This is a genomic window from Massilia sp. 01N417, assembly GCF_056399645.1.
This window is the reverse complement of sequence record NZ_JBFTRS010000022.1, coordinates 14,363-32,223: the sequence shown is the minus strand read 5'-3', so window position 1 is coordinate 32,223 and position 17,861 is coordinate 14,363. Positions and strand designations below refer to the sequence as shown.

The window sequence follows — 17,861 nt, the reverse complement described above, 5'->3', positions numbered from 1 at the left end:
CCAGCGGGCTGACGCCCGCCGGCATTATGCTTGCTCGGAAACTTCGACGAAGTCGTCGCCAGCCTTGGCCGCTTCAACGACTTCGTTGGTGGCGTTGGCACGGCCTTCCAGGATCGCATCGGCGACGCCGCGTGCGTACAGGGTGATGGCCTTCGACGAGTCGTCGTTACCCGGGATCACGTGGGTAACGCCTTCCGGCGAGTGGTTGGTGTCGACCACGCCGATGACCGGGATGCCCAGCTTCGAGGCTTCGGTGATGGCGCCCTTGTGGTAGCCGACGTCGACCACGAAGATCGCGTCCGGCACGCCGCCCAGGTCCTTGATGCCGCCGATCGACTTCTGCAGCTTTTCCATTTCGCGCGAGAACATCAGCGCTTCTTTCTTCGACATCTTCTCGACTTCGCCCGATTCGATCATGGCTTCCATGTCCTTCAGGCGCTTGATCGAGGTCTTGATGGTCTTGAAGTTGGTCAGCATGCCGCCCAGCCAGCGCTGGTCGACGTACGGCACACCGGCGCGCTGGGCTTCAGCAGCGATGATGTCGCGGGCCTGGCGCTTGGTGCCGACCAGCAGGATGGTGCCGCGGTTGGCAGCGATCTGCTTGATGGTTTTCATCGCATCCTGGTACATCGCCATGGTTTTTTCCAGGTTGATGATGTGGATCTTGTTGCGATGACCGAAGATGAACGGTGCCATTTTCGGGTTCCAGAAACGGGTCTGGTGGCCGAAGTGGACACCGGCTTCCAGCATTTCGCGCATAGTAACGGACATTTGATTCTCCAGGGTTAAGTCTTGAATAACGGCCGGTACACCTGTATCAGGCACCCTTGTCGGCCGCATTCGCGATTCAATAAAAAAGACGTTTTTTACAAGCTTGCTCGATACGAACACGAGCAACCCGAGATTCTAGCCGGATTTGCCTCCGATTTCAAGTTCATACGTGCCGCCCGATCACATATAATGGACGGATATCCCATTGCAGAACTGAATTATTATGTCTATCTCCATCAAGACCCCGGAAGAGATCGAAGGCATGCGCATCGCCGGCCGCCTCGGCGCCGAAGTGCTCGACTACATCACGCCCTTCGTCAAGCCGGGCGTCACCACCGGCGAACTCGATCGCCTCTGCCACGAATACATGGTCCAGGTGCAAGGCACGGTGCCGGCCCCGCTGAACTACGCGCCGCCGGGCTACCCGCCCTTCCCCAAGGCCGTCTGCACCTCGGTCAACGACGTGATCTGCCACGGCATCCCGGGCGACAAGGTCCTGAAGGCCGGCGATTCGGTCAACATCGACGTCACCGTGATCACCAAGGACGGTTTCCACGGCGATAACAGCCGCATGTTCCTGCTGGGCGAACCCTCGATCCAGGCGCGCCGCCTGTCCGAGATCACCTACGAATGCATGTGGCTGGGCATCAGCAAGGTCAAGCCTGGCGCCCACCTGGGCGATATCGGCCACGTGATCCAGCAGCACGCCGAGAAGAACGGCTTCTCGGTGGTGCGCGAGTTCTGCGGCCACGGCATCGGCAAGGTCTTCCACGAAGAACCCCAGGTGCTGCACTACGGCCGCCCGGGCACCGGCGAGGAGCTGAAGGCCGGCATGATCTTCACGATCGAGCCGATGATCAACGCCGGCAAGCGCGACATCCGCGAAATGCCGGACGGCTGGACCATCAAGACCAAGGACCGCAGCCTGTCGGCCCAGTGGGAACACATGATCCTGGTGACGGAAACCGGCTACGAGGTGCTGACCACGTCGAGCGGCACGCCGCCGCCGCCGGCGATCGTGCTGAACCAGGACGCCGTCCCGGCCTGAATCGCTCCATGAGCGGCACCATCGCCACCGAACCGCAGGCCGGCCTCCAGACGCAGCTGCGGCAGCGCCTGAAGGACGAGCGCCAGCGCATCATTGCCGACTTCCGCGCGAACGGCAAACCCGAGAAGCTGCTGCGCGGCCTGCGCCACAGCGTCGACGGGGTGCTGGGCGACGCCTGGCGCGCGGCCGGGCTGCCGCCCGAGACGGCACTGGTCGGGGTCGGCGGCTACGGCCGCGGCGAGCTGTTCCCGCACTCCGACGTCGACCTCCTGATCCTGCTGGGCGATCCGCCCGACGCCCTCACCCAGGCCAGGCTGGAGCAGTTCGTCCAGCTGCTGTGGGACCTGGGCCTGGAGATCGGCCACGCCATCCGCACCGTCGACGAATGCATGAGCGAGTCGGCGGCCGACATCACGGTCCAAACCAGCCTGCTCGAGGCGCGCCTGGTCAGCGGCAGCCAGGCCCTGTTCGCCGAGCTGCAGCGGCGCTATGCCGAGGCCATGGATCCGCAGGCCTTCTTCCACGCCAAGACCGCCGAGATGCGGCTGCGCCATGCCAAGTACGAGTTCACGCCCTACAGCCTGGAGCCGAACGTCAAGGAGAGCCCGGGCGCCCTGCGCGACCTGCAGGTGATCCTGTGGGTGGCGAAGGCGGCGGGGCTCGGCAATTCCTGGACCCAGCTGGCGATCCGCGGCCTGATCACGCGCGCCGAGGCGCGCCAGCTGATGGAGAAGGAATACGCCTTCAAGGACATCCGCGTGCGCCTGCACCTGCAGACCCGGCGCCGCGAAGACCGCCTGGTGTTCGACGTCCAGACCCAGATCGCCGAGACCTTCGGCCTGACCTCGACCGGCCAGGGCCTGGAAGCGCGCCGCGCCAGCGAATACCTGATGCAGCGCTACTACTGGGCCGCCAAGGTGGTGACGCAGATGAACACCATCCTGCTGCAGAACATCGAGGCCCAGCTGTTCCCGCAACCCTCGGTCCCGATGCCGATCAATCCGCGCTTCAACGAAGTCAACGGCTTCATCGACATCGCCGCCGACGATACCTTCGAGGCTACCCCGTCGGCGGTACTGGAAATCTTCGTGGTGATGACGGAGCGCCCCGACATCAAGGGCATGACGGCGCGCACCACGCGCGCGCTGTGGCATGCGCGCACCTTGATCGACGAGTCCTTCCGCGCCAATCCCCTGCATCGCGCGATGTTCCTGCGCATCCTGCAGGCCCCGGTCGGCCTGGTGCACGCGCTGCGCCGCATGAACGACATGGGCGTGCTGGGCCGCTACCTGCCGAACTTCCGCCGCATCATCGGCCAGATGCAGCACGACCTGTTCCACGTCTACACGGTGGACCAGCACATCATGATGGTGGTGCGGAACATGCGCCGCTTCACGATGACGGAACACGCCCACGAATACCCGTTCTGCAGCCAGCTGATCGCGAATTTCCGCGACCGCTGGCTGCTGTACGTGGCCGCCCTCTTCCACGACATCGCGAAAGGCCGGGGCGGCGACCACTCCGAACTCGGCAAGCAGGACGTGCTGGAGTTCTGCCGCGACCACGGCATCTCCGCGGAAGACACCGAGCTGGTGGTATTCCTGGTCGAACAGCACCTGACCATGTCGCAGGTGGCGCAGAAGCAGGACCTGTCCGACCCCGACGTGATCGCGGCCTTCGCCGGCCTGGTGAAGGACGAGCGCCACCTGACCGGCCTCTACCTGCTGACGGTGGCCGACATCCGCGGCACCAGCCCGAAGGTGTGGAACGCCTGGAAGGCCAAGCTGCTGGAAGACCTGTACAAGATCACCTTGCGGGTGCTGGGCGGCGAGCCGCCGTCGGCCGACCGCGAACTGCGCGCGCGCCAGCAGGAAGCCCTGGCCACGCTGCGCCTGTTCGGCCTCGGTCCGCACGCCCACGAGAAACTCTGGGAACAGCTCGACGTCGCCTACTTCCTGCGCCACGACGCCTCCGACATCGCCTGGCAGACCCGGGCCCTGGTCGACAAGCTGGGACGCGACAAGCCGGTGGTGAAATCGCGCCTGGCGCCGATCGGCGAAGGCCTGCAGGTGACGGTCTACGTGAAGGACCAGCCCGACCTGTTCGCGCGCATCTGCTGCTATTTCGACCGCAAAAACTTCTCGATCCTGGACGCCAAGATCCACACGACCCGGGACGGCTACGCGCTCGACACCTTCCTGATCACGGACGAACACTTCGCCAACAATTACCGCGACATCATCAGCCTGATCGAGCACGAGCTGTGCGAGGTGCTGACCCGCCAGGAAGCGCTCAGCCCGCCGCTGCGCGCCCGCCTGTCCCGCATGTCGCGCAACTTCCCGATCATCCCGACCGTGGAGCTGCGCCCGGACGAGCGCGGCCAGTTCTGGCTGCTGTCGATCGCCGCCAACGACCGCAACGGCCTGCTGTACGCGATCGCCAGCGTACTGGCGCGCTACCGCATCAACCTGCATACCGCCAAGATCATGACCCTGGGCGAGCGGGTCGAGGACGTGTTCCTGATCGATGGGGCGGCGCTGAACAACCAGCGGGTGCAGGTGCAGCTGGAAACCGAATTGCTGGATGCACTGAAAATCTAACCGACGTCATTCCCGCGAAGGCGGGAATGACGGTTTAACATTTACCACTTATGACCGAAGCCGTACGCCTCTCCAAACGCATGTCCGAACTGGGCCTCTCCTCCCGCCGCGAAGCCGATGACTGGATCGCCAAAGGCTGGGTGCGGGTCGACGGCAAGGTCGTCAGCGAGCTCGGCAGCAAGGTGCTGCCGCACCAGAAGATCACGGTGGAGCGCCAGGCCGCGGCGGAGCAGAGCAAGCGCGTGACGGTCCTGATCAACAAGCCGGTCGGTTACGTCAGCGGCCAGGCCGAAGATGGCTACAAGCCGGCCGTGGTGCTGGTCAAGCCGGAGAACCGCTGGAAGGACGACCCCTCGCCCGAGCAGTTCCATCCGACCCAGCTGCGCTCCCTGGTACCGGCCGGCCGCCTCGACATCGACTCGGTCGGCCTGCTGGTGCTGACCCAGGACGGCCGCATCGCGCGCCAGCTGATCGGCGAGGACACGGCGATCGAGAAGGAATACCTGGTGCGGGTCCAGTACACCAGGCCGGGCAAGCTGCCGGACACCGAGCTCAAGAAGCTCAACCACGGCCTGTGGATGGACGGCAAGCCGCTGCTGCCGGCCAAGGTGCGCTGGCAGAACGACGACCAGCTCAGCTTTACCCTGAAGGAAGGCCGCAAGCGCCAGATCCGCCGCATGTGCGACATGGTCGGATTGAAGGTGATCGGCCTGAAGCGGGTGCGGATCGGCCGCGTCAAGCTGGGCGAGCTGCCCCCGGGCCAGTGGCGCTACCTGGGACCGGACGAGCGCTTCTGATAATCGATCCGGCCCTCGCCGGCGTCATCCATCCATGGAGCGAGCGGGCGCAGCCCTTCGAGCACGGTCTGCGGCCCGTCGATGCTGCCGCCGCCGTCGGGGTCCCACAGGATCCTGAGCTTGGAGCGGCCCTTGCGCATGTCGATGCGGGCGTAGTCGACCCAGGCGTCATCGCCATTGTATTCATAGGTCGTGGTCCAGCCGGCAGCCTTCAGCGCATCGGCCGTCTGGCGCAACGCGAACGGGGGCAGTCCTTCGACCGTGCCCGGCTCCAGCCTGGGATCGCCCAGCACGGATAGATACCTGACAAATTCTGAAATCCACGTCATCGCTGCCTCCCAACACGGGTTGACGTGATTTCAGTCTATCAGCCGCTATCGGGCTTTGACGTTAGATAACTCACATTGCATAAAAAATGCAGGGTGAATGAAAACGCCCGGAAATTATTGCGAATTTGCCGATATCTTGCGTCAAGTCAGTATCCGGTGGAGATCCTCCAGGCTGACCGGCTTGGTCAAATGATGGGTGAAGCCGCGGTTGCGGGTCTGGCGGCGGTCCGAATCCTGGCCCCAGCCGGTCAGCGCGATGATGCGCATGTTGGCGAAGCGCTCGTCCTGGCGCAGGCGGCGCGCGACCTCGTAGCCGTCCATGCCGGGCATGCCGATGTCGAGCAGGACGCTGGACGGCAGGAAGCTTTCCGCCATCGCCAGCGCGGCGCGGCCGTCGTAGACCACGCGCACGTCGGCGCCGTCGGCTTCCAGCAGCAGGCCCAGGGTATCGGCGGCATCGCGGTTGTCGTCCACCACCATGAGGCGCTGGCCGGCAAACGGCGCGTCCGGCCGCGCCAGGGCCAGGCCCGGGCGCTCGCCGCGCTCCTCGTCCACCGGCGCCAGCGGCAGGCGCACCAGGAATTCGCTGCCCGCCCCGCTGCCGGCGCTGTGCGCCTCGACGGTCCCGTGGTGCATCTCGACCAGGCTGCGGACCATGGTCAGGCCGATCCCGAGACCGCCCTGCCCGCGCCCGACCGCACGGTGGGCCTGGGCGAACATGTCGAACACCCGCCCCAGCGACTCGGACGGGATGCCGATCCCGGTATCGCGCACCGAGGTCAGCACCTGCCCATCCTCGCGCCAGACCTCGACCCAGATGCGGCCGCCCGGATCGGTGTACTTGGCGGCGTTGTTGAGCAGGTTGGCGAACACCTGGGTCAGGCGCACGCGGTCGGCCTGCAGCACCAGCGCTTCCTCCGGCAGCGCCACCGCCAGCTGGTGGCCGGCGCGCTCGATCGCCAGCTGGCTGGTCTCGACCGCGCTATGGATGATCTCCGAGATCGGCACCCGCTCCAGCCGCAGGTCGATCTTGCCGCGGGTGATGCGCGAGACTTCCATCAGGTCGTCGACCAGGGTCACGATCTGGCGCACCTGGCGCCCGACCATCTCGACCACGCGGTCGGACTGGCGCCGTCCGTCGGGCCGGCGCATCAGCTGGACCGCATTGCTGATCGGCGCCAGCGGGTTGCGCAGCTCGTGGGCCAGGGTCGCGAGGAATTCGTCCTTGCGGCGGTCGGCCTCCTTCAGCGCTTCCTCGGCCTGCACGGCGCCGGTGATGTCGAGCGAGATGCCGACATAGCCGCGATGCTGGCCGTCGCCCGTGTACCAGGGCGCGGCGTGCGACTCGAACCAGCGCCAGCTGCCGTCGCGCGCCGGCACCCGGACCCGCTGGGTGTAGGCGGCGCGCTGGCGGATGCCCTCGCAGACTTCCTGCAGGTAGGCGCCCATGTCGTCCGGCTGGACGATGGCGCGCCAGCCGTCGGCCTCGCCCGCCGGGTCGCCCTCGTCGGGGCCGCGCTGGTTCAGGTACATCAGGCTGCCGTCGGCATCGAACTGGTAGATCAGGGCCGGCGAGGCGTCGGCCAGCGCACGGAACCGGGCCTCGCTCTCGCGCAGCGCGTCCTCGGCACGCTTGCGCACCGTGATGTCGTGGAACAGGATCGCCACCCGCGGCGCCTCGCCGCCGCCGACCGGATACACGTAGAAATCGAACCAGCACGACAGCGCCTCGGCAAAGCACTGCGAGCGCGCGCTGACGCCGGTGCGCGCGACCTGGGCGCAGGCATCCAGCCAGCACGGCTCGTGCTCGGGCCTCACCTTCAGCTGGCCGGGGCCGACGTAATGGATGCTGGTCATGCGCACCGCCGCCGGATTCGCTTCCAGATACGCCAGCCCGACCGCGCGGCCGTTCTCGTCGTGCTGCACGGTGGCCAGCAGGAAGCCTTCGTCCATCGCCTCGAACAGCATGCGGTAGCGGCGCTCGCTCTCGGCCAGCGCGGCCTGGGTGCGGCGCCGCTCGTCGATGTCGATGTTCATGCCGAACCACTTGCGCAGGCCGCCGTCCGGCGCGAACAGGGGCGCGGCCCGCACATTGGTCCAGCGCCAGCCGCCCATCGCCACGTGGACGCGGAATTCCATGTTGATCCCGCGCCGCATCGCCAGCGCGGCGAGCCATTCGCGCCGCACGTAGTCGCGGTCGTCCGGATGCACGGCGTCGAGCCAGCCCTTGCCCATCGAGGCCGCCTCGCGCTGCCCGGTGTACGCGCACCAGCTGGGCGAAGGCGCCACGAAATTGCCGTCCGCATCGGTCTCCCAGACCGCCTGGCCGAAGCCTTCCACCAGGGCGCGGAAGCGCTCCTCGCTCTCGGCCAGGCGCGCCTCGGCCTCCTTCAGTTCGGTGACGTCGAGGATGAAGCAGACGCAGCGCGCATTCGCGCCCTCGCCGGATATCCTGGCCGGCGCGTACAGCCCCCACCAGCGGCTGCCGTCCCGGCGCAGCATCTGCTTGGTATAGGGGCGCGTGACCCCGATGTCGCGCAGCTCGTAGCCCGAGCGCATGGTCAGGTCCCAGAACTCGGGCGCGGTCGAGGCCTTCCAGTTCTCGAAGTCGCGCAGCTCATCCCCGCTGTAGCCGGTCATGCGCTGGTAGGCTTGGTTCACTTCGTGGATGGTGCCGTCGAGGTCGAAGTAGGCGACGCCGACGGTGCTGATGCTGAGGGTGGCGTCGACCAGGGCCTTGTGTTCGCGCAGCGCGCGCTCGGCGGCGCGGCTTTCCTCGACTTCCCGCTCCAGCGTCTGCTTGCTTTCGAGGACAGGCCGCAGGCGCTGCTCCAGCTCGCGCTCCAGCCGTTCGGGGTCCGGATTGCCGCGCAGGGCGCCGCCGGTCCGGTGCGCGGCGGCGGCGAAGCCGGCCAGTTCGCGCAGCAGCTCGAGGTCGTGGGCGTCGAAGTTCTCGCCGTCGTCGGCCAGGATCGCCATCAGCGCGCCGGCCGGCCGGCCGCGTACGCGCCACGGCACGCCGAGGGCTTCCGCCACCTTCACGCCGGCTTCACGGACCGATTCGAACTCCCGTTCCGGCCGTTCGAACAGCACCGCGCCGTCCGCCTGCACGCAGACGCCGCAGGGGCAGGCGTGCAGCGGAAAGCGCTTTCCCGCCTGGCCGTCGATACCTCCCGCCACCGCACACCAGCAGATTTCCTCGCCATCCTTGCCGGGCTCGCGCACGGCGATCACCACCGCGCTCGCGCCGCACAGCGCGCGCGCCGTCTCGGCCACCCGCTGCAGCAACTGTTCGGGCTCGTCGGCCAGGCACTGGGCCAGCAAGGCCAGCGCACTGCGCTCGGCGGCCGGGTCGCGGCCCTGCACGTGCACGCCGCGCTCATGAAGCAGTCCCGCGATGACGGCGTCATCACGGTATCCAACGGCAGAACCTGGAGAGGAGTCAGCCATAAATGAGGATAGGAAGTTGTTGTGAGTATCTGGTAACTCACATTTGAAACCAAGAATACTTTACAACTCGATAATCTCCAATGGGATTTCAATCGTGCAGTAGCCTGCTTGCATAAAGATGAGCTCGATCGGCGCCGGCGGCGAAAACACGCCGACCGCGCGCCTGCGCCAGGCGCTTGTCCAGGACAAATGGTAGCGCTGCCAATGAGAAGGAAATGCTGCCGCAAGCGTTTGCGGCAGACGGCGCATTCTTTACGGCCCGAGTGTATTCAGCGCACCACGTCGAGCTCGCCGATCGCGCGTTCGAGTTCTTCCAGGCGCACCGGTTTCTTGAGGTGGCGGTCGAAGCCGGCCGCCAGCGCGCGCCGCACGTCGTCGGGCTGGCCATAGCCGGTGACGGCCACCAGCCGGATCCCGCCCTGCCCGGCCAGCGCCCGCGCGACCTCGTGGCCGGAGATGTCCGGCAGGTCGATGTCGACGAAGGCGATCTGCGGCAGCGCGTTGCGGGCCAGGGCGATCGCGCCGTGGCCGTCGGCGGCGCTGTCCACCGCGCAGCCGCGCGAGGCCAGCAGCGCGCACATCATCTCGCGCAGGTCCTCGTTGTCCTCGACCACCAGCACGCGCAGGCCGTCCAGCGGCGGCGCCTCGGGCGCGGGCGCCTCGACGGCGGCCACCGCCTCCGGCGCCAGCGGCAGCCGGATCGTGAAGGTGCTGCCCTGCCGCGCGCCGCGGCTGACCACGGCCACCGAGCCGCGCTGCTGCTCGACCAGCGACTTGACCACCGCCAGACCGATCCCGAGCCCGCCCTTGCTGCGGTTCGCCACCTTGCCCTGCACGAACACATCCCACACGCGCGGCAGCAACTCGGCCTCGATGCCCTTGCCGTCGTCCGCCACCACCAGCTCCGCCATGTCCTCGCGCCGGCGCGTGCTGACGCGGATGTGGCCGCCGGCCTGGGTGTACTTGGCGGCGTTCTCGACCAGGTTGCCGATCACCTGCTGCAGCCGGGTCGGATCGCTGTTCACCCATACCGGCTCGAGGTCGAGCTCGACGTGATGCTCGCTGGTGGCGCCCCGGGTCTGCAGGGTCAGCGCAGCTTCGCGCACGGCGGCCGCCAGGTCGAGCGGCGCCAGCGCCAGCACCACCTTGCCGCTCAACACGCGGTTGGCGTCGAGCAGCTCGTCCACCAGGTGCGCCAGGTGACGGCTCTGGCGCCCGATGATCTGGTGGGCGCGCTCCGCCGCCGGCCCCTTCGCCCCCATCTGGATCAGGGCGATGGCGGAGCTGATCGCGCCCAGCGGATTGCGCAGCTCGTGGCCCAGCATGGCCAGGAATTCGTCCTTGGCGCGGTTCTGCGACTCGGCCACGCTGCGCGCCGCCTGCACTTCGGCCAGGTGCTTGCGGCGGCCGGTCTCGGCCTTCTGCAGGCGGCGCGAGACGGCGTGCAGCACCTGCTGCAGGCTGTTCAGTTCGGTGATCCGCAAGTCGGCCGGCGGCGGCAGCCAGCCTTCGGCCATGCCCTCGGTGGCGGCACCCAGGTATTCGGTGGCGGCCAGCAGGCGCCGCGCGAACAGGATCGCCCCCGCCAGCGCCAGCACCACCGCGCACAGCAGGGTGGCGGCGATCAGCGACACCGCGCGCGCCGCGGTGGCCGCCAGCTCGCTGGACGGCACGCCGATCGCCGCCGTCCAGCCGGACAGGGCGGAGCGGGCCAGCGCCACCGTGAGCGCCGCGCCGCCGGCATCGGCGGCCTCGGCCTGGACCGCGCCGGCGTTCAGCGCCGCCAGCAGGTCGGGCCGGGCGCGCGAGGCGATCTCGGCCGACCAGGCGCCGTTGCGCGCCAGGGTCGCACCGTCGCGGTCGAACACCGCCACCTGCCAGCCGGCCGGCACGTCGCGCGGCAGCAGGCTGTTGAGGTGGGAAATACCGAACCACTGGTCGAGCAGCACCCGGCGGCCGTCGTCGAGCACCAGCGGCAGCTCGACCGAGATGATGTAGCGGTGGGTGGCACTGCCGACGATCAGGTTCGACACGGTCGGGCGCCGGCGCTCGAACACGGCGCGTACCCGTTGCAGGGCGCCGCGCGCCGGGGCCGCGGCCGGCTGGCCGTAGGGGATTGCGGTATTGAAGAGTTGCCGGCCATCCTCGAGCAGCACCGCGGTCTGGCGGGCGCTGCCGGCGTTGGCCGCCTGCGCCTGCGTATAGAAGGATGCGAAATCGCCCTGCTGCAAGCGGGCCGAGGTCGACAGGGCCTGGCCGGCGGCGATCGCGGCCGTCAGCTCCTGGTCCATCGCCAGCACGGAAGCCCGCGCCAGTTCCTGCATGCCGCGCAGCACCGCATGGCGCTCCGCATCCAGCAGCAGCTTGATGGCGACGCCGGCGCCGACGATCATGGGCAGGAAGACCGCCGCGGCAAGCAGGCTCAGGTGGGTGCGCACTCTCATGATGTCGTTTCGATCCTCAATTGGTCGGGGCGGACTCGGCAGCATTCCATTTTATATTCAGCAAGTTTTTTCGTGCCGCACGACAGCGAAAAAAGCCGCAGGGCCCGCCACAACAGTCTTTACGCGGTGTTTTCCGGCATTGCGCGAAGGGCCGGGGTCGCGTAGCATCCGGGGATTGCTTGTCCACAAGGCAGGCATCCGAGAATCCGGGAGACCCATGAAAACCGAAACCCTACCCCTACCCTACACACAAACCCGTTCCTTCCTCACCGTCGCTCTGATCGAGCTGTGGGAGCGCTTCGGCTACTACGGCATGCAGGCGCTGATCGTCTATTACATGGTCGAACGCCTCGGCTTCGAGGACAGCCGCGCCAACCTGGTCTGGAGCGCGGCCGCCGCCCTGATCTACGTGGCGCCCGCAATCGGCGGATGGATCGGCGACAAGGTGCTGGGCACCAAGCGCTCGATGTATCTCGGCGCCATGGTCCTGACCGTCGGCTACGCGCTGATGGCGGTACCGACCGAGAGCACCCGCTTCCTGTTCTGCGCCCTCGGCGTGGTAGTGGTCGGCAACGGCCTGTTCAAACCCAACACCGCCAACCTGGTGCGCAAGATCTATGAAGGCGACGATTCGAAGATCGACTCCGCCTTCACCCTGTACTACATGGCCGTGAACGTCGGCTCGACCGTCTCGATGCTGGCCACGCCCTGGATCAAGGATTACGTCAACGCCACCTACGGCAACAACTTCGGCTGGCACGCCGCCTTCGCGGTCTGCGCCGTCGGCCTGGTGGTCGGCCTGCTGAACGTGGCGCTGATGCGCGCCACCATCGCCCACGTCGGCAGCCTGCCGGACGAGCGTCCCCTGCAGGTCGGCAAGCTGGCCGCCGTGCTGGGCGGCGCCGTGCTGGTGGTGTTCGGCTCGGCCGAGATCCTGGAAAACCAGGGCCTGGCGCGCGCCTTCGTCTACCTGGCCGGTTTCGTCGTGCTGGGCATCTTCGTGCACCTGATCCGCAAGAGCGAGCCGAGCGAGCGCGCCGGCCTGATCGCCGCCCTGGTGCTGACCCTGCAGACCGTGTTCTTCTTCATCTTCTACCAGCAGATGTCGACTTCGCTGTCGCTGTTCGCCCTGCGTAACGTCGACCTCGACTTCAGCGTCTTCGGCGCCCACCTGTGGACCTGGTCGCCGGCCCAGTTCCAGGCCCTGAACGCGATCTGGATCATGGTGCTGAGCCCGGTGCTCGCCTGGGTGTATTCGGCCGCCGGCCGTACCGGCAAGGACCTGTCGATCGCCGGCAAGTTCGCGCTCGGCTTCGCCGCCGTCGCCGCCGGCTTCTTCGCCTACGGCGTGGCCGGCGCCTTCGCGGTGAACGGCATGACCTCGTCGTGGGTCATGATCGCCGGCTACGGCCTGTACTCGCTGGGCGAACTGCTGGTGTCGGGCCTGGGCCTGGCAATGGTGGCGCGCTACGTGCCGGCCCGCATGAGCGGCTTCATGATGGGTGCCTACTTCGTTGCCACCGGTATCTCGCAATACCTGGGCGGCGTGGTCGCCAACCTGGCCAGCGTGCCGAAGGACCTGACCGATCCGGTCCAGACCCTGCCGATCTATACCAGCCTGTTCAACAAACTGGGCATGGGCGCGGTCGCCTGCACCGTGATCGCCCTGCTGGCCCTGCCGCTGATGCGCAAGCTGACGGCCAGCCACCAGTCGCACCAGTAAGCGCGAGCACCATCCGGGGGCGCGTCCTGCGCCCCCATCGTATCCCTCCTCCTGGCCGCGGACTCATGCGCGGCGCATATCCCTGATACCGCTCAGGCCGCGATGCCGCGGCGCGGCGGCCGACATCAACCACAGGGGCGACGTGGTCGGCCGCTTCACCAGTGGCGGCAATACCCGCGGCTTCGTGTACACCAGCAGCGCCTTCACCGAGATCGGCACCTTTGGCGGCCAGAACAGCATGGCCGTCGCCATCAACGACCATGGCCAGGTGGTCGGCAGCGCCGCCACGGCATCCGGCAAGGCTTCCGCTACGCCGGCGGCAGCATGCGCGCGCTGGGCACCCCGCCCGACGGCGCCGGCAGCGATGCGTACGCGATCAATGACAAGGGACTGATCGGCGGCGCCGCCTCCGAAGGCATGGATACCTTTCTGGAATTCCCCTCCCATGCGGTGTTGTATCGCAACGGCAGCTTCGAGCTGCTGGTCCCGCTGGGCTACGGCGACAGCGCGGTGTACGGCCTGAACGACCGCGGCCAGGCCGTCGGCGGCATTCCGAACACGACCTCGGCCCACGGCTCGCATGCCTTCCTGTACGACCGCCGGGGCGGCATGGTCGACCTGAACACGCTGATCGATCCGGACGGCGGCTGGGTGATCACGGATGCCAACGCCATCAACGACGCCGGGCAGATCGCGGCGACCGCCTGCCGCGGCGGGGTGTTCAGCGACTGCCACGCGGTGCGTCTCGACCTGGTATCGCCGGTGCCGGAACCCGGCGGCTGGGCCATGCTGGCGCTCGGCATCGGCGCCATCGGACTGCGCGGGGCACGCCGGCTGCGGCGCCCCTGCTGAGCTGGCTGTCGCGTGTGCGCATCAGAAGGAAGTTGGCGAACAGACTCCATCTGTTGCAAACAAGAAAACTAATATATAGTGCGGGACTCTACCGGGCGCAGCCGCGCCCATCACCCGTCACGACACCATGCACACGCTCCCCAAAACCGGCCTGTCGATGCTGGCCTGTCTCCTGTTCGCGCGCGCCGCGGCCGCCGAACCGCACAGCTACAACTTCTCGCCGGTCAACCAGTACAACCTGCAGATCTCGGCCAGCTTCTGGAATCCCATCATCCGCTACGTCTCGAACAAGAGCGGCGTGCACCTGAACCTCAAGCTGGGCCGCACCTCGGCCGACACCACCAGCTACGTGCTGGCGCGCGAAGTCGATTTCGCCTTCACCAACCACCTGTTCAGCCCGGATCGCGAAAAGATGGGCTGGACCGTGTTCGGCCGCCGCGACGCGCCGCCGGTGCACGGCGTGATCGTGGTCCCGGCCGATTCGCCGGTCACGGATGTCGGCCAGCTGGCCGGCAACGCCATCGCCTTCCCGGGACCCGAAGCCCTGGTGGCCTACAAGATTCCCTATGCCCAGCTGCTGCGCAAGAATATTGCCGTCACCCCCGTCTTCACCGGCAATCACGACGCCGCCTTCAGCCAGATGTTCGCCGGCAAGGTCAAGGCGACCGGCGCCAACTCCCAGCTGGTCGACGGCTATGCAAAGCGTGAAGGCAAGGCCTTCCGCGTACTGTGGAGCTCGCCTCCCTACAACGAACTGGCGCTGATGGCCTCGCCGCGCGTTCCCGCCGCCGAGCTGCGCGCCGTCGCCAGGGCCTTCCTGGGCATGCGCGACGACCCGGAGGGCCGCAAGATCCTCGACGCCGCAACCGAGCTGGTGCGCGCACCCAAGCCGGTCGCCTTCGTCCCGGCCACCGATGCCGACTACGCCGGCTACCGGGCTTTCTACGCCGACGCGCCGGCCAGCCTGCGCTAACCACGGGAACGGCGCCATGACCGTGCTACGTCTCTTTCCGATGCTGCTGCCGCGTTCCCTGGCCGGGCGGGTATTCGCCGTCTTCAGCATGACGATGCTGCTCTTCCTCGGCATCGGCCTGGCCCTGTTCTACCGCTACCAGTTCCTGCAGCACATCGACGAGACCCAGGACGCGGCCATGACCCTGATCGAGGTGGCGACCCAGAACATCGAGGACAGCGCCGTGATCGGCGACTACGACACCGTCCAGCGCACCCTCGGCAAGATGCTGTTCCAGTCGCCGTTCAAGAGCGCCGCCTTCATCGACGTCGCCGGCGGCACGCTGCGGGTGCAGGCGCCGAAGTTCGAACGCGTGCCGGCACCAGGCTGGCTCACGCAGCTGATCGCCTCCAAGCTGTACGAGGTCAACCGCGTGGCCAGCGTCGGCGGCCGCGACTACGGCGTAATCCGCCTCGAATTCGACGCCGACAAGATCGCCTCCCAGCTATGGGCGCTGGTGATCGAGACCGCGACCTTCGCCCTGGTCGCCTTCGTGCTCGGGGTGGCGCTGTTGCGGACCCTGCTGAAGCGCTGGCTGTCCAACCTCGGCCGCCTGCGCTCCTTCGAGGACGACGTCGCCGCCGGCCGCGTCACCGCCGAAGCCGACCTCCAGGCCGACGCCCCGACCGAGATCCAGGAAGCGATCCGCGCCGTCAACCGCGGCGCCGCCAGCCTGCGCGTGCAGTACGGCCAGCGCATCGATTCGCTGATGAACTCGCTCATGCAGCACAAGAACGCGGTCGACCAGGCCGCCATCGTGTGCGACGTCGATCCGGCCGGCCGCATCGTCGGCGTCAACGAACTGTTCGAGCGCAGCAGCGGTTACCCGCGCGCCGAGGCGCTCGGCCGCGAGCTGTCCGCATTCGGCCGCCCGGCCGGCAGCGCCGCGCCCTGGAGCCCCTCGCCCCAGGTCTGGAACGGCGAGGTCGTGGTCGAGGGCCGCGCCGGCCGCCTGCAATGGTACCGGACCATCGTCCCGATCTTCGAGGCGGACGGCGGCATCGAGCGCTACCTGTGCATCGACATCGACATCACCGAGCGCAAGGAATTCGAGCGCGCGATCGTCGAGAACGCCAAGCGCCAGACCCTGATCGCGGACCTCGGCCGCAAGGCCCTGGCCGCCAACGACCTCGACGACCTGTTCGACGACGCCGTGCAGGCCGCCGCGCATGGCCTCGGCATGCCCTGCGCCGCCCTGTTCGAGATCGGCCCGAATCGCCAGCTGAGCTTGCGCAGCGGCGCCGGCCGGCTGGCGCAGGCGGCCGGACTGCAGCTCGGCTGCGCCGGCGATCCGCTGGCGGAACCGGCCGCGACGGGTCTGCGCCCCTGGTTCGCGCCGCTGGCGGCGATGCACGGCCTGCGCGCCGGCCTCGACACCGGCGTCGGCCGCTACGGCGTGCTGGGCGCCTACTGCGACGGCCAGCGCCGCTTCGACGAGGACGACGCCGTGTTCCTGCGCGGGATCGCCAACATCCTCGCCACCTGGGTCGAGCGCCAGGAAGCGCGCCGGCGCCTCACCTACCTGGCACAGTACGACTCGCTGACCAATCTGCCGAACCGGCGCCAGCTGGGCGCCTGCCTGGAAGACGCGATCGCCCGCGCCGGCCGCCACGGCCACCGCGCGGCCGTGATGTTCATCGACCTCGACCGCTTCAAGAACGTCAACGACATGCTCGGCCACGGCGTCGGCGACCAGTTGCTGGTGCAGGCCGCGGCGCGCCTGGAAACCTGCGCGCGCCAGGACAATGTGGTGGCGCGCCTGGGCGGCGACGAATTCGCGGTCGTGCTGCCCTGGCTCGGTGACAATGGAGACGCCTCGCTGATCGCCACCCGCGTCGTCGAGGCGCTGGCCCAGCCCTTCCACCTGCAGGGCCAGCAGCTGTTCGTCTCGGCCAGCATCGGCATCGCCACCTATCCGGAAGACGGCGCCAGCGCCGAACAGCTGCTCAAGAGCGCCGACACCGCCATGTACGGCGCCAAGAACAGCGGCCGCAACACCTGGCAGTTCTATTCGGCGGCCCAGCACGAGAACGCGGCCCAGCGCCTGCAGCTCGAATCCCAGTTGCGGCAGGCGCTGGAACGCGGCGAATTCCTGCTGCATTACCAGCCCAAGCTGGAGCTCTCGAGCGGCAACATCAGCGGCTTCGAGGCCCTGCTGCGCTGGAACCATCCGCAGCGCGGCCTGGTGCCGCCGCTCGAATTCATCTCCATCCTCGAGGACACCGGCCTGATCCTGCCGGCCGGCGAATGGGTGATCGGCGAGGTCTGCCGCCAGCTGCGCAGCTGGGAAGCGGCCGGCCTGCCCGCGCCGCCGGTGGCGATCAACCTGTCGGCGCGCCAGCTGCAGCAGGCCGACCTGGCCGCCGTCGTCGAGCGCATCGTGGGCACGGCCGGGATCGACCCGACCCTGCTGGAATTCGAGCTGACCGAATCCATGCTGATGACGAATCCGGAGGCGGCGGTGGCGATCCTGTCGCGCATCAAGGCGCTCGGCATGCGCCTGTCGGTGGACGATTTCGGCACCGGCTATTCGAGCCTGGCCTATCTGAAGCGCTTCCCGCTGGACGCCCTGAAGATCGACCGCACCTTCGTGCGCGACCTGCCGGACGACCTCGACGACGCCGCCATCACCAAGGCCGTGATCCGGTTGGCGCACAGCCTGAACCTGAAAGTGGTGGCCGAGGGCGTCGAGAATATCGAACAGTTACGCGAGCTGGAACGCTACGACTGCGACGAGATCCAGGGCTATTACGTCAGCAAGCCGCTGCCGGCCGCCGACTGCGCCCGGCTGCTGCGCACCGAGCAGCCGGCGCCGGCCTGAGGTAAGATAAGCGG

Annotated in this window: 12 protein-coding genes; 8 read left to right on the top strand and 4 right to left on the bottom strand. The window is 67.8% G+C overall.

The annotated features are described in order from the left end of the window. Positions 1-24 precede the first annotated feature (24 nt). Positions 25-771 carry a 30S ribosomal protein S2 gene (gene rpsB, locus AC1DOQ_RS21085; protein ID WP_477368796.1) on the bottom strand — a complete coding sequence of 249 codons (747 nt, stop codon included), beginning with the start codon at positions 769-771 and terminating at the stop codon, positions 25-27. Positions 772-994: 223 nt separating this feature from the next. Here rpsB and map point away from each other — a divergent pair, with 223 nt between their 5' ends. The 3 genes from map to AC1DOQ_RS21070 are packed head-to-tail and all read left to right on the top strand — an operon-like array spanning position 995 to position 5,216. Then, positions 995-1,819 carry a type I methionyl aminopeptidase gene (gene map, locus AC1DOQ_RS21080; protein ID WP_477368794.1) on the top strand — a complete coding sequence of 275 codons (825 nt, stop codon included), beginning with the start codon at positions 995-997 and terminating at the stop codon, positions 1,817-1,819. An 8-nt stretch (positions 1,820-1,827) separates the two neighbouring features. Beyond that, on the top strand, positions 1,828-4,419 hold the full coding sequence (locus AC1DOQ_RS21075) for a [protein-PII] uridylyltransferase (protein ID WP_477368792.1): 2,592 nt from the start codon (positions 1,828-1,830) through the stop codon (positions 4,417-4,419). Between the two features lie 50 nt (positions 4,420-4,469). After that, on the top strand, positions 4,470-5,216 hold the full coding sequence (locus tag AC1DOQ_RS21070; protein ID WP_477368790.1) for a pseudouridine synthase: 747 nt from the start codon (positions 4,470-4,472) through the stop codon (positions 5,214-5,216). Here AC1DOQ_RS21070 and AC1DOQ_RS21065 read toward each other — a convergent pair. The 3 genes from AC1DOQ_RS21065 to AC1DOQ_RS21055 form a co-directional block, all read right to left on the bottom strand. Beyond that, positions 5,189-5,545, bottom strand: coding sequence for a hypothetical protein (locus AC1DOQ_RS21065; RefSeq protein ID WP_477368788.1), 357 nt, complete (start codon positions 5,543-5,545; stop codon positions 5,189-5,191). The genes AC1DOQ_RS21070 and AC1DOQ_RS21065 overlap by 28 nt on opposite strands. Positions 5,546-5,686: 141 nt before the next feature. Next, positions 5,687-8,917: a PAS domain S-box protein gene (locus AC1DOQ_RS21060; protein ID WP_477368786.1), complete on the bottom strand. Its 3,231-nt coding sequence runs from the start codon at positions 8,915-8,917 to the stop codon at positions 5,687-5,689. 347 nt (positions 8,918-9,264) lie between these two features. Continuing rightward, positions 9,265-11,439 carry a hybrid sensor histidine kinase/response regulator gene (locus AC1DOQ_RS21055; protein WP_477368784.1) on the bottom strand — a complete coding sequence of 725 codons (2,175 nt, stop codon included), beginning with the start codon at positions 11,437-11,439 and terminating at the stop codon, positions 9,265-9,267. 217 nt (positions 11,440-11,656) lie between these two features. On the opposite strand from AC1DOQ_RS21055, the gene AC1DOQ_RS21050 reads away from it, so the two are divergent. The 5 genes from AC1DOQ_RS21050 to AC1DOQ_RS21030 all read left to right on the top strand — a co-directional run bounded on the left by AC1DOQ_RS21050 (position 11,657) and on the right by AC1DOQ_RS21030 (position 17,847). Next, a complete protein-coding gene (locus AC1DOQ_RS21050; protein WP_477368782.1) occupies positions 11,657-13,162 on the top strand; it encodes a peptide MFS transporter in 1,506 nt (501 codons plus the stop codon). Between the two features lie 142 nt (positions 13,163-13,304). Further along, complete coding sequence (locus AC1DOQ_RS21045; RefSeq protein ID WP_477368780.1) at positions 13,305-13,556, top strand: hypothetical protein; 252 nt, start codon at positions 13,305-13,307, stop codon at positions 13,554-13,556. Further along, the gene (locus AC1DOQ_RS21040) at positions 13,487-14,014 is read left to right on the top strand and encodes a DUF3466 family protein (protein ID WP_477368778.1); all 528 of its coding nucleotides are present in this window, start codon (positions 13,487-13,489) and stop codon (positions 14,012-14,014) included. Before AC1DOQ_RS21045 ends, AC1DOQ_RS21040 begins: the two co-directional genes overlap by 70 nt. A gap of 127 nt (positions 14,015-14,141) precedes the next feature. Beyond that, positions 14,142-14,987: a phosphate/phosphite/phosphonate ABC transporter substrate-binding protein gene (locus AC1DOQ_RS21035; RefSeq protein ID WP_477368776.1), complete on the top strand. Its 846-nt coding sequence runs from the start codon at positions 14,142-14,144 to the stop codon at positions 14,985-14,987. A 16-nt stretch (positions 14,988-15,003) separates the two neighbouring features. Next, on the top strand, positions 15,004-17,847 hold the full coding sequence (locus tag AC1DOQ_RS21030) for an EAL domain-containing protein (protein WP_477368774.1): 2,844 nt from the start codon (positions 15,004-15,006) through the stop codon (positions 17,845-17,847). The last annotated feature ends 14 nt before the right edge of the window (positions 17,848-17,861 follow it).